General features: G+C 59.5%; 18 protein-coding genes and 1 tRNA gene. 6 read left to right on the top strand and 13 right to left on the bottom strand.

Going from position 1 to position 17,416, the window contains the following annotated elements; genetic code table 11:
* Positions 1-5: 5 nt before the first annotated feature.
* The 8 genes from ychF to ACA054_RS27355 all read right to left on the bottom strand — a co-directional run bounded on the left by ychF (position 6) and on the right by ACA054_RS27355 (position 6,926).
* Positions 6-1,106, bottom strand: coding sequence for a redox-regulated ATPase YchF (gene ychF / locus ACA054_RS27390; protein ID WP_134419017.1), 1,101 nt, complete (start codon positions 1,104-1,106; stop codon positions 6-8).
* A gap of 22 nt (positions 1,107-1,128) precedes the next feature.
* Positions 1,129-1,713, bottom strand: coding sequence for an aminoacyl-tRNA hydrolase (gene pth / locus ACA054_RS27385; protein WP_007973893.1), 585 nt, complete (start codon positions 1,711-1,713; stop codon positions 1,129-1,131).
* A 170-nt stretch (positions 1,714-1,883) separates the two neighbouring features.
* Entirely contained in the window at positions 1,884-2,486 is a 603-nt protein-coding gene (locus tag ACA054_RS27380) for a 50S ribosomal protein L25/general stress protein Ctc (RefSeq protein ID WP_497636564.1), read from the bottom strand.
* Between the two features lie 142 nt (positions 2,487-2,628).
* Positions 2,629-3,570: a ribose-phosphate pyrophosphokinase gene (locus tag ACA054_RS27375; RefSeq protein ID WP_003208392.1), complete on the bottom strand. Its 942-nt coding sequence runs from the start codon at positions 3,568-3,570 to the stop codon at positions 2,629-2,631.
* 45 nt (positions 3,571-3,615) lie between these two features.
* Positions 3,616-3,690: transfer RNA gene (locus tag ACA054_RS27370), tRNA-Gln, on the bottom strand.
* 36 nt (positions 3,691-3,726) lie between these two features.
* Positions 3,727-4,578 (bottom strand): 4-(cytidine 5'-diphospho)-2-C-methyl-D-erythritol kinase, encoded by an 852-nt coding sequence (gene ispE / locus ACA054_RS27365; RefSeq protein ID WP_497686997.1) that lies wholly within the window; start codon positions 4,576-4,578, stop codon positions 3,727-3,729.
* A 1-nt stretch (position 4,579) separates the two neighbouring features.
* Positions 4,580-5,197 (bottom strand): lipoprotein insertase outer membrane protein LolB, encoded by a 618-nt coding sequence (lolB, locus tag ACA054_RS27360; RefSeq protein WP_497636561.1) that lies wholly within the window; start codon positions 5,195-5,197, stop codon positions 4,580-4,582.
* A 4-nt stretch (positions 5,198-5,201) separates the two neighbouring features.
* Positions 5,202-6,926: a tetratricopeptide repeat protein gene (locus ACA054_RS27355; RefSeq protein WP_497686996.1), complete on the bottom strand. Its 1,725-nt coding sequence runs from the start codon at positions 6,924-6,926 to the stop codon at positions 5,202-5,204.
* A gap of 335 nt (positions 6,927-7,261) precedes the next feature.
* Between ACA054_RS27355 and hemA the strand changes: the two genes are divergently transcribed.
* From hemA to ACA054_RS27325, 6 genes are all read left to right on the top strand, one after another.
* Positions 7,262-8,551, top strand: a complete 1,290-nt coding sequence (hemA, locus tag ACA054_RS27350; RefSeq protein ID WP_497686995.1) for a glutamyl-tRNA reductase — start codon at positions 7,262-7,264, stop codon at positions 8,549-8,551.
* On the top strand, positions 8,548-9,630 hold the full coding sequence (gene prfA, locus ACA054_RS27345; RefSeq protein WP_497686994.1) for a peptide chain release factor 1: 1,083 nt from the start codon (positions 8,548-8,550) through the stop codon (positions 9,628-9,630). Before hemA ends, prfA begins: the two co-directional genes overlap by 4 nt.
* Complete coding sequence (gene prmC / locus ACA054_RS27340; protein WP_497686993.1) at positions 9,631-10,461, top strand: peptide chain release factor N(5)-glutamine methyltransferase; 831 nt, start codon at positions 9,631-9,633, stop codon at positions 10,459-10,461.
* Positions 10,455-11,210: a molybdopterin-synthase adenylyltransferase MoeB gene (locus ACA054_RS27335; protein ID WP_497686992.1), complete on the top strand. Its 756-nt coding sequence runs from the start codon at positions 10,455-10,457 to the stop codon at positions 11,208-11,210. The genes prmC and ACA054_RS27335 overlap by 7 nt, the downstream gene beginning before the upstream one ends.
* Positions 11,203-11,994: a glutamate racemase gene (gene murI / locus ACA054_RS27330; RefSeq protein WP_497686991.1), complete on the top strand. Its 792-nt coding sequence runs from the start codon at positions 11,203-11,205 to the stop codon at positions 11,992-11,994. Before ACA054_RS27335 ends, murI begins: the two co-directional genes overlap by 8 nt.
* A gap of 118 nt (positions 11,995-12,112) precedes the next feature.
* Positions 12,113-12,631: an acyloxyacyl hydrolase gene (locus ACA054_RS27325; RefSeq protein WP_497686990.1), complete on the top strand. Its 519-nt coding sequence runs from the start codon at positions 12,113-12,115 to the stop codon at positions 12,629-12,631.
* Between the two features lie 54 nt (positions 12,632-12,685).
* Here the strand turns inward: ACA054_RS27325 and ACA054_RS27320 are convergent, their stop codons facing one another.
* From ACA054_RS27320 to ACA054_RS27300, 5 genes are all read right to left on the bottom strand, one after another.
* Positions 12,686-12,991 carry a YkgJ family cysteine cluster protein gene (locus ACA054_RS27320; protein ID WP_497686989.1) on the bottom strand — a complete coding sequence of 102 codons (306 nt, stop codon included), beginning with the start codon at positions 12,989-12,991 and terminating at the stop codon, positions 12,686-12,688.
* A 53-nt stretch (positions 12,992-13,044) separates the two neighbouring features.
* Complete coding sequence (locus tag ACA054_RS27315; protein WP_497686988.1) at positions 13,045-13,860, bottom strand: SDR family NAD(P)-dependent oxidoreductase; 816 nt, start codon at positions 13,858-13,860, stop codon at positions 13,045-13,047.
* A gap of 72 nt (positions 13,861-13,932) precedes the next feature.
* Entirely contained in the window at positions 13,933-15,378 is a 1,446-nt protein-coding gene (phrB, locus tag ACA054_RS27310; RefSeq protein WP_497686987.1) for a deoxyribodipyrimidine photo-lyase, read from the bottom strand.
* Between the two features lie 34 nt (positions 15,379-15,412).
* Complete coding sequence (locus ACA054_RS27305) at positions 15,413-16,354, bottom strand: MerR family transcriptional regulator (RefSeq protein WP_497686986.1); 942 nt, start codon at positions 16,352-16,354, stop codon at positions 15,413-15,415.
* On the bottom strand, positions 16,354-17,313 hold the full coding sequence (locus ACA054_RS27300; RefSeq protein WP_497686985.1) for a YbgA family protein: 960 nt from the start codon (positions 17,311-17,313) through the stop codon (positions 16,354-16,356). The genes ACA054_RS27305 and ACA054_RS27300 overlap by 1 nt, the downstream gene beginning before the upstream one ends.
* Positions 17,314-17,416 lie beyond the last annotated feature (103 nt).

Genomic DNA, 17,416 nt, shown 5'->3' with positions numbered 1-17,416 from the left:
GAACGTCAGACGTTAAAGCGGAAGTGCATCACGTCGCCGTCCTTGACGATGTAATCCTTGCCTTCCAGACGCCATTTACCCGCTTCCTTGGTACCGGCTTCACCCTTGTACTGGATGAAGTCGTCGTAGGCGATCACTTCGGCGCGGATGAAGCCTTTTTCGAAGTCGGTGTGGATCACGCCAGCGGCTTGTGGTGCGGTGGCACCGACGCGGACGGTCCATGCACGGACTTCTTCGACACCGGCGGTGAAGTAGGTCTGCAGGTGCAGCATCTCGTAGCCAGCGCGGATCACGCGGTTCAGGCCAGGTTCTTCGAGGCCCAGGGCTTCGAGGAACATGTCTTTCTCTTCGCCGTCATCCAGCTCGGCGATTTCGGCTTCGATCTTGTTGCAGACCGGAACCACCATGGCGCCTTCTTCTTCGGCAATGGCCTTGACGATGTCCAGCAGCGGGTTGTTCTCGAAACCGTCTTCAGCGACGTTGGCGATGTACATGACCGGCTTGGTGGTCAGCAGGTGGAAGCCACGAATCACCGCTTTATCGTCGGCACCCATCGTCTTCATCAGGGTGCGCGCAGGCTTGCCGAGGGTGAAGTGAGCGATCAATTGCTCCAGCAGGCCTTTTTGGACTACGGCGTCCTTGTCACCACCCTTGGCGTTGCGGGCGACTTTCTGCAGTTGCTTCTCGCAGCTGTCGAGGTCGGCGAAGATCAGTTCCAGGTCGATGATTTCGATGTCGCGTTTTGGGTCGACGCTGTTGGAGACGTGAATCACGTTCTCGTCTTCGAAGCAGCGGACAACGTGAGCGATGGCATCGGTCTCACGGATGTTGGCGAGGAACTTGTTGCCCAGGCCTTCACCTTTCGAGGCGCCGGCAACCAGGCCCGCGATGTCGACGAATTCCATGGTGGTCGGCAGGATGCGCTTCGGATTGACGATGGCCGCCAGGGCTTCCAGACGGCTGTCCGGCATCGGCACAATACCGGTGTTCGGTTCGATGGTGCAGAAGGGGAAGTTCTCGGCCGCGATCCCGGATTTGGTCAGGGCGTTGAACAGGGTGGACTTGCCGACGTTAGGCAGGCCGACGATGCCGCAATTGAATCCCATGGTGTTTCCCCTCGGGTAAAAGTCAGGCCTTCTGGCTGTGCAGGTTTTTCATCGCGCGGTTCCATTCACCGGCGAGGATATCCGGCAGCACGCCGAGGGCAAAGTCGATGCTGGCATCGAGTTTTTCCTGTTCGGCGCGTGGCGCACGACCCAGGACGAAGTTTGAAACCATACTGGCAACGCCCGGGTGGCCAATGCCAAGCCGCAAGCGGTGAAAGGTATTCTGATTGCCCAGTTGCGCAATGATGTCGCGCAGCCCGTTGTGACCGCCATGGCCGCCGCCCACTTTGAGTTTGGCGACGCCCGGAGGCAGATCGAGTTCGTCGTGTGCCACGAGGATTTCTTCAGGCTTGATGCGGAAGAAACCTGCAAGGGCCGCCACGGCCTGGCCGCTGCGGTTCATGTACGTGGTGGGAATCAGCAGACGAACATCCTGACCCTGATGCGAATAGCGCCCGGTCAGGCCGAAATATTTGCGGTCCGCCACAAGGTTTACGCCTTGTGCGTTCGCGATGCGCTCAACAAAAAGGGCCCCTGCGTTATGCCGGGTCTGTTCGTATTCAGCGCCTGGATTACCCAGGCCAACGATCAGTTTGATGGCAGTCACGATAGGGGCCCTTCCTTGGAGTGGTGGATAACATCGCCGCAATCGGTGCGTGCGGCAAAAGTGGACGAAAATTGCTCATTTACCATAGATGTAAACTCCGCGTTCTCGCCCGCTTTCTCGCTACGCTCTAGTCCGCGATGTTTCCGGTCACTCCGGCGAACAGAGTAAAATTACTCTGCTGCGCCTTCTTCGGTAGCTTCTGGAGCAACACGTGGAGCGTGAACGTTGGCAACAGCCTTGTCATCGCCGTGTGCCAGGGCCACGAACTCAACGCCTTTAGGAGCCTTGAGGTCCGACAGGTGAATGATCGAGCCGATTTCGGCGTTAGCCAGGTCGACTTCGATGAATTCAGGCAGGTCTTTCGGCAGGCAGGTCACTTCGATTTCCGAAACAACGTGCGAGATTTCGCCGCCTTTCTTGGTCGGAGCTTCTTCGCCAACGAAGTGTACAGGCACGGTAGCGGTCAGTTTCTGGCCAGCTACAACGCGTACGAAGTCAGCGTGCAACACGTGGCCTTTGGCCGGGTGACGCTGCAGAGCCTTGATGATTACGTTTTGCTTGGTGCCGCCAACGTTCAGCTCGATGATGTGGCTGTAAGCCGCTTCGTTTTCGAGCAGTTTGGCAACTTCTTTAGCCAGCATGCTGATGGATTCAGGGGCTTTTTCGCCACCGTAAACTACAGCTGGAACCAGGCTTGCGAGACGACGCAGGCGGCGGCTCGCACCTTTCCCCAGGTCGGAACGCACTTCAGCATTCAGAGTAAAATCGTTCATGTTGTATCTCCAAAATAACCACATTCGCCCCAGCGTTTGCGACCAGCGCTAAAGGCGATATGGGCAAAAAAGCCCCGCCCCGACAGGAATGCCGGGGCGGGGCGCTTTTCGTCAACGAGACATTTCGAGAAGGGCAGGGCCCTTAGCGGAACATCGCGCTGATCGATTCTTCATTGCTGATGCGGCGGACCGCTTCGGCAACAACCGGCGCGATATCCAGTTGACGGATACGCGAGCAGGCTTGAGCAGCAGCGGACAACGGGATGGTGTTGGTCACCACCAGTTCGTCCAGCATGGAATTTTCAATGTTTTCGATCGCCCGACCGGACAGCACAGGGTGTGTGCAGTAGGCGAAAACCTTGGCAGCGCCATGCTCTTTCAGGGCCTTGGCCGCGTGGCACAGAGTGCCGGCGGTATCGACCATGTCATCGACCAGAATACAGGTACGCCCTTCGACATCACCGATGATATGCATCACTTCAGAGTGATTGGCTTTCTCACGGCGTTTGTCGATGATCCCGAGATCCACGCCCAGCGACTTGGCAACAGCACGTGCACGCACGACGCCACCAATGTCCGGGGACACGATCATCAGGTTTTCGAAGCGCTGATCTTCAATGTCATCCACCAGAACCGGGGAGCCGTAGATGTTATCTACCGGAATATCGAAGAAACCCTGGATTTGGTCAGCATGCAGATCAACCGTGAGAACACGGTCGATGCCGACTACGGTAAGCATGTCAGCCACGACTTTCGCGCTGATAGCCACACGTGCGGAACGCGGACGGCGATCCTGACGGGCATAACCAAAGTAAGGAATAACAGCAGTGATACGAGTAGCCGAGGAGCGGCGGAAGGCATCAGCCATCACTACCAGTTCCATCAGGTTATCGTTGGTCGGAGCGCAAGTCGGCTGAATAATGAAGACATCTTTACCGCGGACGTTTTCATTGATCTCGGCTGTAATTTCGCCGTCGGAAAATTTACCGACAGAAATGTCACCGAGAGGGATATGCAGCTGACGTACGACACGCCGAGCCAGATCGGGGTTAGCATTCCCCGTAAAGACCATCATCTTGGACACGCGCAGTACCTAGAGGCTGAGGGTAACCTGGATGAGTATAGAAAATGGCAGGGGCGGCTGGATTCGAACCAACGCATGGCAGGATCAAAACCTGCTGCCTTACCGCTTGGCGACGCCCCTGTATCTGTTGCAACGATTACCCAGTAATCGGTTCCTTTAGAGCAGACTTTGCAGCTTGCGATGCAACATCGAAATGTTGCTTCCTTTTGCTACAAACCCTGTAAGGGTCTCTGTAAGAAGGGCCGAGACTTTATCAGCTTCAGCTTTGCTTGGGAAGCCCCCAAACACACAACTTCCAGTTCCGGTGAGTTTTGCTTCGGTAAAATTACCTAACAAATTCAATGCGTTACGTACCTCTGGATAACGCCTTGCTACCACCGGCAAGCAGTCATTTCGACTGTTTCCCTTGGGAACGGGGCGCACTTTAATGGGAGGAGTGTTACGTGTCAACAACGGATCTGAAAAAATTTCTGCCGTACTTACAGAGACTTGCGGCACCAGCACGAGATACCAGGGTTCTTCCGGGTCGACAGGGGTCAGTTTCTCCCCCACGCCCTCGGCGAAAGCCGCATGGCCGCGCACGAAAACCGGGACATCGGCGCCCAGCGTCAGACCCAGCGCGGCCAGTCGATCCTCATCCCAACCCAGTTGCCAGAGGTGATTGAGGCCGAGCAGGGTGGTGGCGGCATTCGAACTGCCGCCGCCAATGCCGCCGCCCATGGGCAGGATCTTGTCGATCCAGATATCCATGCCGAGTGAACAGCCCGATTGCGCCTGAAGTTGTCTTGCGGCCTTGACGATCAGGTTGCTGTCGTGGGGGACGCCTTCGAACTCGGTGTGCAGGCGAATGACACCGTCGTCGCGCACGGCGAAGGTGATTTCGTCGCCGTAGTCGAGAAATTGAAACAGCGTCTGCAGCTCGTGGTAGCCATCTTCACGGCGACCGAGAATGTGCAGCATCAAATTGAGTTTGGCTGGAGAGGGCAGAGTCAGGCGATTGGTCGGCATGTCACTGCCCCAATTTGCGCGGTTGCCAGGCCTTGATCACCAGCGTGACATCCAGGTCGGTGCCGTGCAATTTGATCCGCTCGGGCAGCCAGTAGCCGTTTTGCTCGGTGTAGGCGGTGTATTCGACCTGCCAGCCGTCCTGCTCGAGATTGGCCAGGCGGCTGTCGCCATCGAGCGTCAAACGGCTTTTGCTGTCCGGCGCCGGTAGCCCGCGGACCCACCAGGCCAGGTTGGCAACCGGCAGCTTCCAGCCCAGCTGCTCTTCAAGCAGGGCATCCGGGGACGACGCTTCGTAGCGCCCCTGGTTGGCGACTTCCAGGGAAACCTTGCCCGGACGCCCGGTCAGGCGCGCCGCACCACGACCCAATGGGCCCGAGAGGCGGATGTCGTAGTAATCCTGGCGTTGCAGCCAGAACAGGGTGCCGCTGCCGGAATCTTTTGGCGCACGGATGCCGATCTTGCCGTCGATCTGCCAGCCGTCAAGGCTCGCAAGCTGCTGTTTGTGCTCGCGCCATTGCGCAGGGTTACCGTGGCCTTCGACCGATTCGCGGGCAGTGAAACCCGCACAGCCGGCGAGCAGGGCGATGAAACTGAAAACGATGAGGTGGCGCAAAAACATAATCTTAAAGAGTCTCTGATCCGGTCAGGCGCTTGATGGTGCCGCGCAGGGTAGGGCTGTCGGGTTGTTCCTTGAGGAACTTGCCCCAGATTTGCCGAGCTTCGCGTTGTTTGCCATTGGCCCACAGGACTTCGCCCAGGTGGGCGGCGACTTCCTGGTCGGGGAAGCGCTCCAGGGCCTGGCGCAGCAGGCGCTCGGCTTCGTCGAGATTGCCCAGGCGATAATTCACCCAGCCGAGGCTGTCGAGAACCGCCGGGTCTTCCGGACTGATCTGGTGCGCTTGTTCGATCAGTGCCTTGGCTTCGGCGTATCGCGTCGTCCGGTCAGACAGGGTATAGCCGAGGGCGTTCAATGCCATGGCATTGTCCGGGTCGCGCTTGATGATCAGGCGCAGGTCTTTTTCCATTTGCGCCAGGTCATTGCGTTTTTCCGCCTGCATGGCCCGGGTATAGAGCAGGTTCAGGTCGTCCGGGTATTTTTGCAGGGCTTGTTCCAAAACTTTCCAGGCCTTGTCGCCTTGTTTATTGGCGGACAGGGTTTCGGCTTCGATCAGATACAACTGGATCGCGTAGTCCGGTTGCTCGTCGCGTTCCGCCGCGAGCCGGGTTTGGGCTTCGGCGGTCCTGCCGTTGCTCATCAGGATATCGGCCTGGCGCAGCTGCGCCGGCAGGTAGTCGTTGCCCGGGCCGACCTTGGCGTACTCGATCAGCGCACCTTGTGGGTCGTTACGCTCTTCGGCGATGCGCCCCAGGTTCAGGTGCGCCGAGTCGACGTGGCTGTCACGGGCGATCAGGTCTTCCAGGTAACCCTTGGCCTCGTCCCAGGCCTTGGCTTCGAGGCAGACGAGTGCCAGCGAGTAACGCAGGTCGTCGTCTTCGGGGTATTGCTGGACCAGGCTCGAGAACTCGGCTTTGGCATCGTCCATGCGGTCCTGTTCGACCAACATGCGTGCGTAAGTCAGGCGCAGACGCTTGTCATCCGGATACTTCTTGATGCTTTTTTGCAGCAGCGGCAAGGCTTCGTCACCGCGATCGAGGCCTTGCAGCAGGCGCGCGCGCAGCAGGATCGGGGCAATTTCGCCGTCGTCCGGCGAATTGTCTTCAAGCAGGGTCAGCGCACCTTTGGTGTCGCCATCCTGTTGCAGCAGCAAGGCCTTGCCAAAAATAAGCTGGCCGTTGTTCGGGTGGCGCTGCAACAAACGGTCGAAACTTTTCATCAGGCCATTGCGCGTATCCTGGTCGGTATCGGCCGCGGACAGCGCGAGGAAGTCGAAATGGGTATCGCCCTTGCCTTGCAGGACTTTTTCCATATAGACCATGGAGTCGTCATAGCGCCCGGCGCGCGCCAGTTGCACGGCGGCGGCCCGCTGGGCCTCAAGGTCGTCCGGAGCGTTCTTGGCCCAGATCAGTGCCGTGTCCAGGGCGGCCTGGTCGGCGCCCAGATACTCGGCAATGCGGAATGCCCGCTCGGAGATGCCCGGATCCTGAGTGTTGATGGCCTGGGTCACGTAGTTGTCCAGGGCGATGTCGAAACGATTACGCTGGCCAGCCAGTTCCGCGCTCAGCAGGCTGAAGACGGTGTCTTCGCTGAATGAGCTGTAGACCTTGGGCTTTTCAGGGGCGGCAGTGGTGTCTTCGACCGGCGACGGGTCGTCCGTCGACACGGGGGCCAAGGCCTGGCAGCCGCTGAGAAAGACAAGGGCGAGGAGCAACGCGGAAGATCTATTCATATAGGAAAAGGACGACTAACCTGCGGTCGGATCATCATGACACAAGCCTTCGGTCAAACATAACCGGCCGGCCATTTTCCGGTTTACACCGCCCCCTGTAGGAGCTGGCTTGCCAGCGATGGATTCGAAGGCGCCGCGTTCAACCTGCAGGAACGCGTCATCGTTAACGCGCATCGCTGGCAAGCCAGCTCCTACAGAAGTTGCGCACGCACACGTAAACGATAACGACTCTCAAGCACGGGCGTCGTCTACCAGGGCAATAGATATCGAGTAGTTGTTCTGAATCTGTCGAAGTAGGACAATTGCCGGCTTCACGTCACCACCAGCGACCTTGAATGGCCTTCCTTGCACTCGGTATTAACCACAAGACTGCTTCAGTAGACGTCCGCGAGCGCGTGGCCTTTACCCCTGAGCAGCTGGTTGAGGCCTTGCAGCAGCTCTGCCGACTCACCGACAGCCGCGAAGCTGCGATCCTCTCCACCTGCAATCGCAGTGAACTCTATATAGAACAGGATCACCTGTCGGCGGATACCGTGCTGCGCTGGCTGGCCGAATATCATCATTTGAGCCTTGATGAGCTGCGCGCGAGTGCTTATGTGCACGAAGACGATGCGGCAGTTCGTCACATGATGCGGGTCGCCTCCGGGCTCGATTCGCTGGTGCTGGGCGAACCGCAGATCCTCGGCCAGATGAAATCGGCCTACGCCGTGGCTCGGGAGGCCGGCACCATCGGGCCGTTGCTCGGGCGCTTGTTCCAGGCCACGTTCAATGCGGCCAAGCAAGTGCGCACCGACACCGCCATTGGTGAGAACCCGGTGTCCGTGGCGTTTGCCGCGGTCAGCCTGGCAAAACAGATTTTCAGTGACCTGCAACGCAGCCAGGCCTTGCTGATCGGCGCCGGCGAGACCATCACCCTGGTCGCCCGCCATCTGCACGACCTGGGCGTGAAGCGTATCGTGGTCGCCAACCGTACACTGGAGCGCGCGAGCACGCTGGCCGAGCAGTTCGGCGCCCATGCGGTGCTGCTGTCGGACATTCCGGCGGAGCTGGTGCGCAGCGACATCGTCATCAGCTCCACGGCCAGCCAGTTGCCGATCCTTGGCAAGGGCGCTGTTGAAAGCGCCCTGAAGTTGCGCAAGCACAAACCGATCTTCATGGTCGATATCGCCGTTCCGCGTGATATCGAGCCAGAAGTCGGCGAGTTGGACGACGTCTACCTGTACAGCGTCGACGATCTACACGAAGTGGTTGCCGAGAACCTCAAGAGTCGCCAGGGTGCAGCCCAGGCCGCGGAAGAGATGGTCTCGGTCGGCGCTGAAGATTTCATGGTGCGCCTGCGCGAACTGGCGGCGGTGGATGTGCTCAAGGCCTATCGTCAACAGAGTGAACGCTTGCGCGACGAAGAACTGCACAAGGCCCAGCGCCTGCTGGCCAACGGCAGCAGTGCCGAAGAGGTGCTGGTGCAACTGGCACGCGGCCTGACCAATAAACTCTTGCATGCACCGAGCGTGCAGTTGAAAAAGCTCTCTGCCGAAGGTCGCCTCGATGCGCTGGCGATGGCCCAGGAACTCTTTGCCCTCGGTGAGGGCTCATCGGATAGCTTTTCGGATAAGAAACCGCAATGAAAGCGTCACTGCTCAATAAGCTGGACATCCTCCAGGACCGTTTCGAGGAATTGACCGCCTTGCTTGGCGATGGCGAGGTCATTTCCGATCAGAACAAGTTCCGCGCCTATTCCAAGGAATACGCGGAAGTCGAGCCGATCGTCGAAACCTATAAACAGCTGCTAAAAGTGCAGGGCGACCTCGAAGGCGCCCAGGCCCTGCTCAAGGACAGCGACCCGGACATGCGCGAAATGGCCGTGGAAGAAGTCCGCGAAGCCAAGGAACGCCTGGTCGAGCTCGAAGCCGATCTGCAACGCATGTTGCTGCCCAAGGACCCGAACGACGGGCGCAACGTGTTCCTCGAAATCCGCGCCGGTACCGGCGGTGACGAAGCGGCGATTTTTTCCGGCGATCTGTTCCGCATGTATTCGCGTTACGCCGAGCGTCGCGGCTGGCGGGTGGAGATCCTCTCGGAAAACGAGGGTGAGCACGGCGGCTATAAGGAAGTCATCGCGCGGGTCGAAGGCGACAACGTCTATGGCAAGTTGAAGTTCGAGTCCGGCGCCCACCGCGTGCAACGCGTGCCGGCGACCGAGTCCCAGGGGCGCATCCACACGTCGGCCTGCACCGTGGCGGTATTGCCCGAGCCGGACGAACAGGAAGCGATCGAGATCAACCCGGCAGACTTGCGCATCGACACCTATCGTTCCTCCGGTGCGGGTGGTCAGCACGTGAACAAGACCGATTCGGCGATCCGCATCACCCACTTGCCGTCCGGTATCGTAGTGGAATGCCAGGAAGAGCGTTCGCAACACAAGAACCGTGCCCGGGCGATGTCCTGGCTGTCGGCCAAGCTCAACGACCAGCAAACCAGTGCCGCCGCCAATGCCATTGCCAGTGAGCGTAAATTGCTGGTGGGTTCGGGGGATCGCTCCGAACGTATCCGCACCTACAACTTTGCCCAGGGCCGGGTGACCGACCACCGGGTCAACCTGACGCTGTATTCGCTCGACGAAATCCTCGCCGGGGGCGTCGACGCAGTGATCGAGCCGTTGCTGGCCGAGTACCAGGCCGATCAACTGGCAGCGATAGGTGAGTAAATGACGATCATTGCCAGTCTGTTGCGCGCGGCCGATCTGCCCGACTCGCCCACGGCGCGCCTGGATGCCGAATTGTTGCTGGCGGCCGCGTTAGGCAAGTCCCGCAGCTTCTTGCACACCTGGCCGGAACGCATCGTGCCGAGCGAAGCGGCGCTGACCTTCGCCGAATATTTGCAGCGCCGCCGCAGCGGTGAACCGGTGGCGTACATTCTTGGCCAGCAAGGTTTCTGGAAGCTCGACCTGGAAGTCGCGCCGCACACGCTGATCCCGCGCCCGGACACCGAGTTGCTGGTGGAGGCCGCGCTGGAACTGTTGCCGGCCACTCCCGCCAAAGTACTCGACCTGGGCACTGGCAGTGGTGCGATTGCCCTGGCCCTGGCCAGCGAACGTCCGGCATGGAAAGTTACTGCCGTGGATCGTGTGCTGGAAGCCGTGGCCCTGGCCGAACGCAATCGCCAGCGTCTGCACCTAGACAACGCCACGGTGCTGCTCAGTCATTGGTTTGGCGCCCTCGAAGGGCAGCGTTTTCAACTGATCATCAGCAATCCGCCCTATATAGCGTCCGCCGACCCGCACCTGGTGGAAGGCGACGTGCGCTTCGAGCCGGCCAGCGCCCTGGTAGCCGGTGTCGACGGGCTCGACGATTTGCGCTTGATTATTGCCCAGGCCCCGGACCATCTGGACGCGGGCGGCTGGCTGATGCTCGAGCACGGTTACGATCAGGCCGAGGCGGTGCGTGACTTGCTGTTGAGTAGTGGTTTTGAACAGGTCCACAGCCGCATCGACCTGGGCGGTCATCAACGCATCAGCCTGGGGTGCCTGCCATGCTGAATGATCAGGAATTGCTGCGTTACAGCCGGCAGATTTTGTTACAGCACATTGATATCGACGGTCAGTTGCGGCTCAAAGAAAGCCGCGTGCTGATTGTCGGCCTCGGCGGGCTTGGCGCGCCGGTGGCGCTGTACCTGGCTGCAGCCGGCGTGGGTGAGTTGCATCTGGCGGACTTCGATACTGTCGACCTGACCAACCTGCAACGCCAGATCATTCACGACACCGACAGCGTCGGCATGAGCAAGGTCGACTCGGCCATCAAGCGCCTGACGGCAATCAACCCAGAGATCGGGCTGATCGCCCATCGCAAGGCGCTCGATGAAGACTCACTGGCTGCTGTCGTGGCCGGGGTCGATCTGGTCCTCGACTGCTCCGACAATTTCTCCACCCGTGAAGCGGTCAACGCGGCTTGCGTGAGTGCCAGCAAACCGCTGGTCAGCGGCGCGGCGATTCGCCTTGAAGGGCAATTGTCGGTGTTCGACCCGCGTCGAGCAGAAAGTCCGTGCTACCACTGTTTGTATGGGCACGGCAGCGAAGCCGAATTGACCTGCAGCGAGGCCGGTGTGGTCGGCCCCCTGGTGGGGCTGGTCGGCAGTCTGCAAGCCCTCGAAGCGCTGAAGTTGCTGGCGGGTTTCGGCGAGCCGCTGGTGGGGCGCCTGTTGCTGATCGACGCCTTGGGTACGCGTTTCCGTGAGTTGCGGGTCAAGCGTGATCCGGGTTGCAACGTCTGTGGGCCCAAGCATGCGTGAAGCGCCAATTGGCGTGTTCGACTCCGGTGTCGGTGGACTTTCGGTGCTGGCCGAGATCCAGCGGTTGTTGCCTGGCGAATCTCTGTTGTATGTCGCCGATTGCGGGAATATTCCCTACGGCGAGAAAACCCCGGAATTTATCAAACAGCGTTGCAGCGTCATGGCCGGGTTTTTTCAACGCCAGGGCGCCAAGGCTCTGGTCCTGGCCTGCAACACCGCCACTGTCGCCGGTGTTGCCGACTTGCGTCGCGATTACCCGCAGTGGCCCATCGTCGGCATGGAGCCCGCCGTCAAGCCGGCCGCCGCCGCTACCCGCAGTGGCGTGGTCGGCGTACTGGCTACCACGGGCACCCTGCAAAGCGCCAAGTTCGCCGCGTTGCTCGACCGTTTCGCCACCGACGTTCGGGTGATCACCCAACCCTGCCCAGGGTTGGTTGAGCTGATCGAAAAAGGCGATCTGCACAGTCCCGCCCTGCGTCAGTTGCTGGAGGGTTACGTCCAGCCGCTGCTTGGCGAGGGCGCCGACACCATCATTCTGGGCTGCACCCATTACCCGTTCCTCAAGCCGCTACTCAAGCAGATGATCCCCGACGACATCAGCCTGATCGACACCGGTGCGGCGGTCGCGCGCCAGCTTCAGCGCCTGCTGGCCGAGCGCGAATTGCTCGCCACCGGGCCTGCTCGAGCTGCGCAATTCTGGACGAGCGCCGATCCTGTTCATTTCACAAATATATTGCCGATCCTGTGGAATAACGCTGGCGTTGTGCGAAGCTTTGAAGGGTAACTAAATTCTGGGGCAGGGGAGAATTTGGGGTGAACTTCTGAATAACTGTCGACTTCTATAGCTGTGTACGTAGAGCAACAAAAAAACCAAACGTAATCGTGCGGAAAAGGATGTTTCTATGAAGCGACTATTTTGCTTGGCCGCGATTGCGGCTGCACTGATGGGGCACAGTTTCACTGCACAGGCGGCAGGCGTGGAGTTCGGGGTCGGCCAAACCCCCGAGTCGACCATGACCTATCGCCTGGGCATGCAATTCGATTGGGACAAGAGCTGGTGGCAGAGCGACGTGGGTCGTTTGACCGGTTACTGGAGCGGCGCCTACACCTATTGGGATGGCGACGAGAAATCCAGCAATCACAGTCTTTCGTTCTCGCCAGTGTTTGTTTATGAATTCGCCGGTCAGAGTGTTAAACCCTACGTCGAACTCGGGGTTGGCGTGGCGGTGTTCGCCAGTACCGAAGTCGAGAACAACGACTTGGGCACCGCGTTTCAGTTCGAAGACCGCCTCGGTGTCGGCCTTCGTTTTGCCGGCGGGCACGAAGTCGGAATTCGCGCGACGCACTATTCCAATGCCGGGATCACCAGTCCCAACCAAGGCGTAGAAAGTTACGCATTGCATTACACGATGCCGTTGTAAGGCTCGGTCAATGTGGGGGCTTGCTCCCACATTTGTACTCCGGTGATTTGAGTCTCAGCGATACACCGTCGAAATTCCCTGACGCTCCTCAATGCATTCCGGTGCCCCCATCTCGAATTCCCGGCAGATCAGCGGGCGTTTTTCGTAGATGGTGCACATCATCGTGTTGCGATCCAGCGCGGCGCACCAGCCGTCATCCAGGCGCAGCATGACCTCCCCACCCCAGTCATCGGTGTCGATGAATCGCTCGGGCACGCCTGTATCGGTGATCAGCATGACTTCGAGTTGACAGCAGCAGGCTGCACAGGTCGAGCAGGTCACCGCCGGCGTGGCGATTTGCGTGTGAGGGATGGTTTTCATGGCGCGCAGTGTAAGGCAGTCAGCCGGTACAGTGTGAAAGCTCTGACGGACGCTCACTCGAGGGCATCCGATACAAGTCTATCGATCACAAACTGATCCATGATCGGCGGGCTGCTGCGAACCATACGCTTGCCGATCGCCAACTTCGTCCGGTTGGGCGTTTTCGACAGCGGCCACAGGGTGGCCATGAACGTCCCCGGCAACGGGATTTCCAGTGGCCGGTTCCTGAGTTCGTGGAAGATGTGCTGCGCAGCTTTACCCGCTGACCAGGTGAGTGGCATGGGGAAATCGTTTTTCGCGTTCAGTGGCGTCTCGACGTGCCCAGGGCTGACCACTGTGACTTCGATCCCCTCCGGTGCCAGGTCAATGCGCAGGGATTCGAACAGGTAACGCATCCCGGCTTTCGAGCCGCCATAGGCTTCGGCGCGGGGCAGTGGCAAGTAGGTCACCGAGCTGGCCAGGCCCACCAGGTGCGGCGCGGTGCCAAAGCGCAGCAGTGGCAACGCCGCTTCGATGCAGTAGCTGCTGGCGAGCAGGTTGGTGCGCACCACATGCTCGATGATCGAAGCGTCGAACTGCTTGGCATCCACGTATTCGCAGGTACCGGCGTTGAGGATCACGGTGTCCAGAGAGCCCCAGTCCCGGGCAAGCTGTTCGCCGATTTCACGTACCGTCTGGCTGTTGGTCAAGTCGCCAGCCGCCACCAATACTTGCCCGGGATAGCGCCGGGACAAGACTTTCAGTGGGGCCAGCGAGCGGGCGCTAACGGCCAGGTGGGCACCGGTCTTCAGTATTTCTTCGGCCAGCGCGGCGCCAATGCCGCTGCTTGCACCGGTCAACCAATATCGTCGTGGAGGCACAAGGCTCATCCCATTCTCCTTTGCAGCAGGGCGTTCACCCGGCCCAATATCGGTAAATGTTCATAATGGCACGGCGGGAGGCTATTCATGCAGGCTCCCGGCAGTTTGTCGCGACGGCAGGTTCTTGAACGCGGCCAAGGCGCGGGCGCGGGAGGTGGTCAAGTCGACGATCGGTGCCGGGTAACCTGCCACACCGAACAAACCGCCAAGATGCGCCGGGTTATGCACAGCCTTTTTATCGAGCCCCGACAGTTGTGGAAGCCAGTGCTTGATGAACAGGCCTTCGGCATCGAATTTTTCCGACTGGCTCAGCGGGTTGAAGATGCGGAAGTAAGGCGCCGAGTCGGTGCCGGTGGACGAACTCCATTGCCAACCGCCGTTGTTCGCTGCCAGGTCACCATCGATCAGGTGGCGCATGAAAAAACGTTCGCCCTCGCGCCAGTCGATCAACAGGTTCTTGGTCAGGAACATCGCCACTACCATGCGCAGGCGATTGTGCATCCAGCCGGTTTCCAGCAGTTGGCGCATGGCCGCGTCGATGATCGGCAAGCCGGTACGACCCTGCTGCCAGGCGGCGAGTTCTTCGGGGGCGTTGCGCCACGCCAGGGCTTCGGTTTCCGGGCGAAAGGCACGGTGACGGGAAACCCGCGGGTAGCCCACCAGAATGTGTTTGTAGAACTCGCGCCACAACAGTTCATTGATCCAGGTGACGGCGCCGACCTTGCCGCTTTCGAACTCGCCCTGATTGCTTTGCAGCGCGGCATGCAGGCACTGGCGGGGAGAAATCACCCCGGCGGCCAGATAGGCCGAAAGTTGGCTGGTGCCGGGTTTTGCCGGGAAGTCGCGCTCGCTCTGGTAGTAGTCGATCTGTATCTCGGTAAAGCTGTCGAGGCGGCGCCGGGCTTCGTCTTCACCGGCCGGCCACAGGTCACGCAGGCTGTCAGAGGGCACGTCGAAGCCTTCGACCTGCGTCGCGATGGCATCGCTGGCAATATTCAGTGCAGCTTGCGCCACCGGTGTGCGCACCAGGCCGGGCAGCGAATGATGCAGCCGTTCATGACAGACTTTGCGGAACTGACTGAAGACCTGAAAGTAACTACCGGTTTTGGTCAGCACGCTGCCGGGCTTGAACAGCAGTTGATCGAGGTAGCGGTTTACCTCAATGCCTTCGGCCTTCAGGGTCTGGGCCACCGCTGCATCGCGACGGGTTTCGTGGATGCCGTATTCTTCGTTGAGATGCACCGCGTCGATCTGCAATTGTTGGCACAATTCGAGCAGCACGGCCGGTGCGTCATCCCAGCGTGGGGCATGGCGGATCAGCAGGGGAATGTTCAATTGGCCCAACGCACGACTCAGCACCTGCAGGTTGCGCAGCCAGAAGTCCACTTTGCAGGGGGCGTCGTCATGTTCGCGCCATTGCTCCGGGCTCAGCAGATACACCGCCACCGTCGGGCCACGCGCTGCCGCGGCCGAGAGGGCGGTGTTGTCATGTCGGCGCAGGTCGCTGCGCAGCCAGATCAATTGCATTTTTGTGTTCGCCCGATTCATTGAACAAGCGCCATTAAATGAGCCCGCGTTGAACGAGTGCCTGGTGCGCCGCCAATGGGGTTTCGGCCAGGTACAAATCACTGATTTCTGAAGTTTTATCGGACAACTCGGCGTGGTGGATACACACCGTTGGTCCGACGATCATTTTTGGGCAACTGACGCTGTCCAAAAGTTTCGGCAATTTTGAAAGTTTTATGGCTTTGCTGGAATACAGCAGTACGCCGCGTGCTTGCAGAAGATCGACAGCCAGCGCAAGTTCACCGGCGGGTAATGGCCAGTCAAACACTTGCACCGGGCAATCGGCGCTGCTGATCAACCAGGCAGTGAGCCACAAGTGAGGTTCAAGTGGCAGGTCCGAGTGATTGATCAACAGCAGTGGCGCAGAGTGTAACTGACGGTTGTTATGGTAGATGCGTGCGCCGAACTTGCTTCGTAGCCAAGAGTAAAAAAATACCTGTTCCAGCTGCGTGCCAAACTGGCCTTGCCAGCGTTGTTCCAGCTCCGCCAGCAGGGGCATGAGCAACTGCTCGCACAGGGTGCGCGGCGGGTATAACGCCATCGCCTGGTTGACGGTGTCGTCCAGGGTACGTTCGCTCAGCTGCGTGACGGCGTGCAGCAATGTATGGCGCAACACCTGCCAATCGTTTTCAACGAACTCGCTGAAGGCCTGCGGGGTGTCGAGCAATTGCTTGACCTGGCTGACAGCCACGCCGCGGTTGATCCAGGTGAGGATCGCCAAAATGCGTTGTACATGTTCAGCCGAGAACAGCCGGTGTCCCTTGGGGGTGCGTTGCGGCACGATCAGGCCGTAGCGACGTTCCCAGGCTCGCAGGGTCACGGCATTCACCCCGGTCTGCCGGGCGACTTCGCGGATTGGCAGCCAACCTTCGTCCAGGGCTTTCTTGAAGTCGGCACCGAGGTCTTCGCGGGCGCTGCTGTCGAGTAGGGGTTTCATTAGATTGCGTTTCGCAGGCTGAGATTTTCCGGATGGGGTTGCAGGTACACCTGCTGATCGATGTACGGGTCCGGATGTTGACGAAAGTGATGCTTGAGCAACGTCAGCGGCACCACCAGCGGCACGATGCCTTGGCGGTATTGACCGATGAGGTGTTGCACTTCCTGCTTGTCCTCGGCGCTGATGGCCTTTTTCAGGTAGCCGCAGAGGTGCTGCAATACATTGGTGTGAGTGCGGCGGGTTGCGCATTTCTTCAGGGCGGCCATCAACAGGCTGAAGTAGCGTGGTCCGAGTTCTTTCGGGTCGGTCTGGCCCATAGTGCCCAGCAAATTGCCGAGTATTTTATATTGCACCGGGTTGTGGGCCATCAGCAGGTATTTGTAGCGCGAGTGAAATGTTGTCAGGCCGCGGCGGTTCAGGCCTTCGTGCAACAACTGTTGCCAGGCGCTGTAGGCGAATACGCGGGTGAGAAAGTTTTCTCGCAGCACCGGGTCGTTGAGCCGGCCGTCTTCCTCCACCGGTATGTCCGCTTGCTGAGCACAGAACGCCCGAGCGTAGATGCCCCGGCCACCACCATTCACCGGTGTGCCATTGACGTGGTAGACCTTGACCCGCTCCAGGCCGCAGGACGGGGATTGCTGCATGAAGATGTAACCGCAGATATCGCCAAGTTCCGCCGCCATCTGCCGACCATAGTTGGCCAGCGGCTGGGTGACATTGATCTCGCGGTCGACCGTGCCGACGGCCTGCGGTGCATCCGCATCCCCCACCAGCCGGATTGGCTGGCGCGGAATGCCCAGGCCAATGGCGACTTCCGGGCAGACCGGGACGAAATCGAAGTAGTCGCCGAGGACCTGGCTACACAGCCGCGATGCTTTGTGCCCGCCGTTATAGCGCACGTCAAAACCCATCAGGCAGGCGCTGATGCCTATTTTCGGTTTGGCGGGGATTAGGGGCATCGAGCACCTCGAAATCTAAACCTATACAGAACTGAAAGTTTGTACAACATAGGTTCATCATAGATTCGAAGATGTACAAGTCAAATTTTTTGTATAAGTATTT

The organism is Pseudomonas sp. LBUM1653 (genome assembly GCF_059716115.1).
The sequence above is the reverse complement of the archived record's forward strand: the minus strand, read 5'-3'. Positions and strand labels throughout refer to the sequence as shown.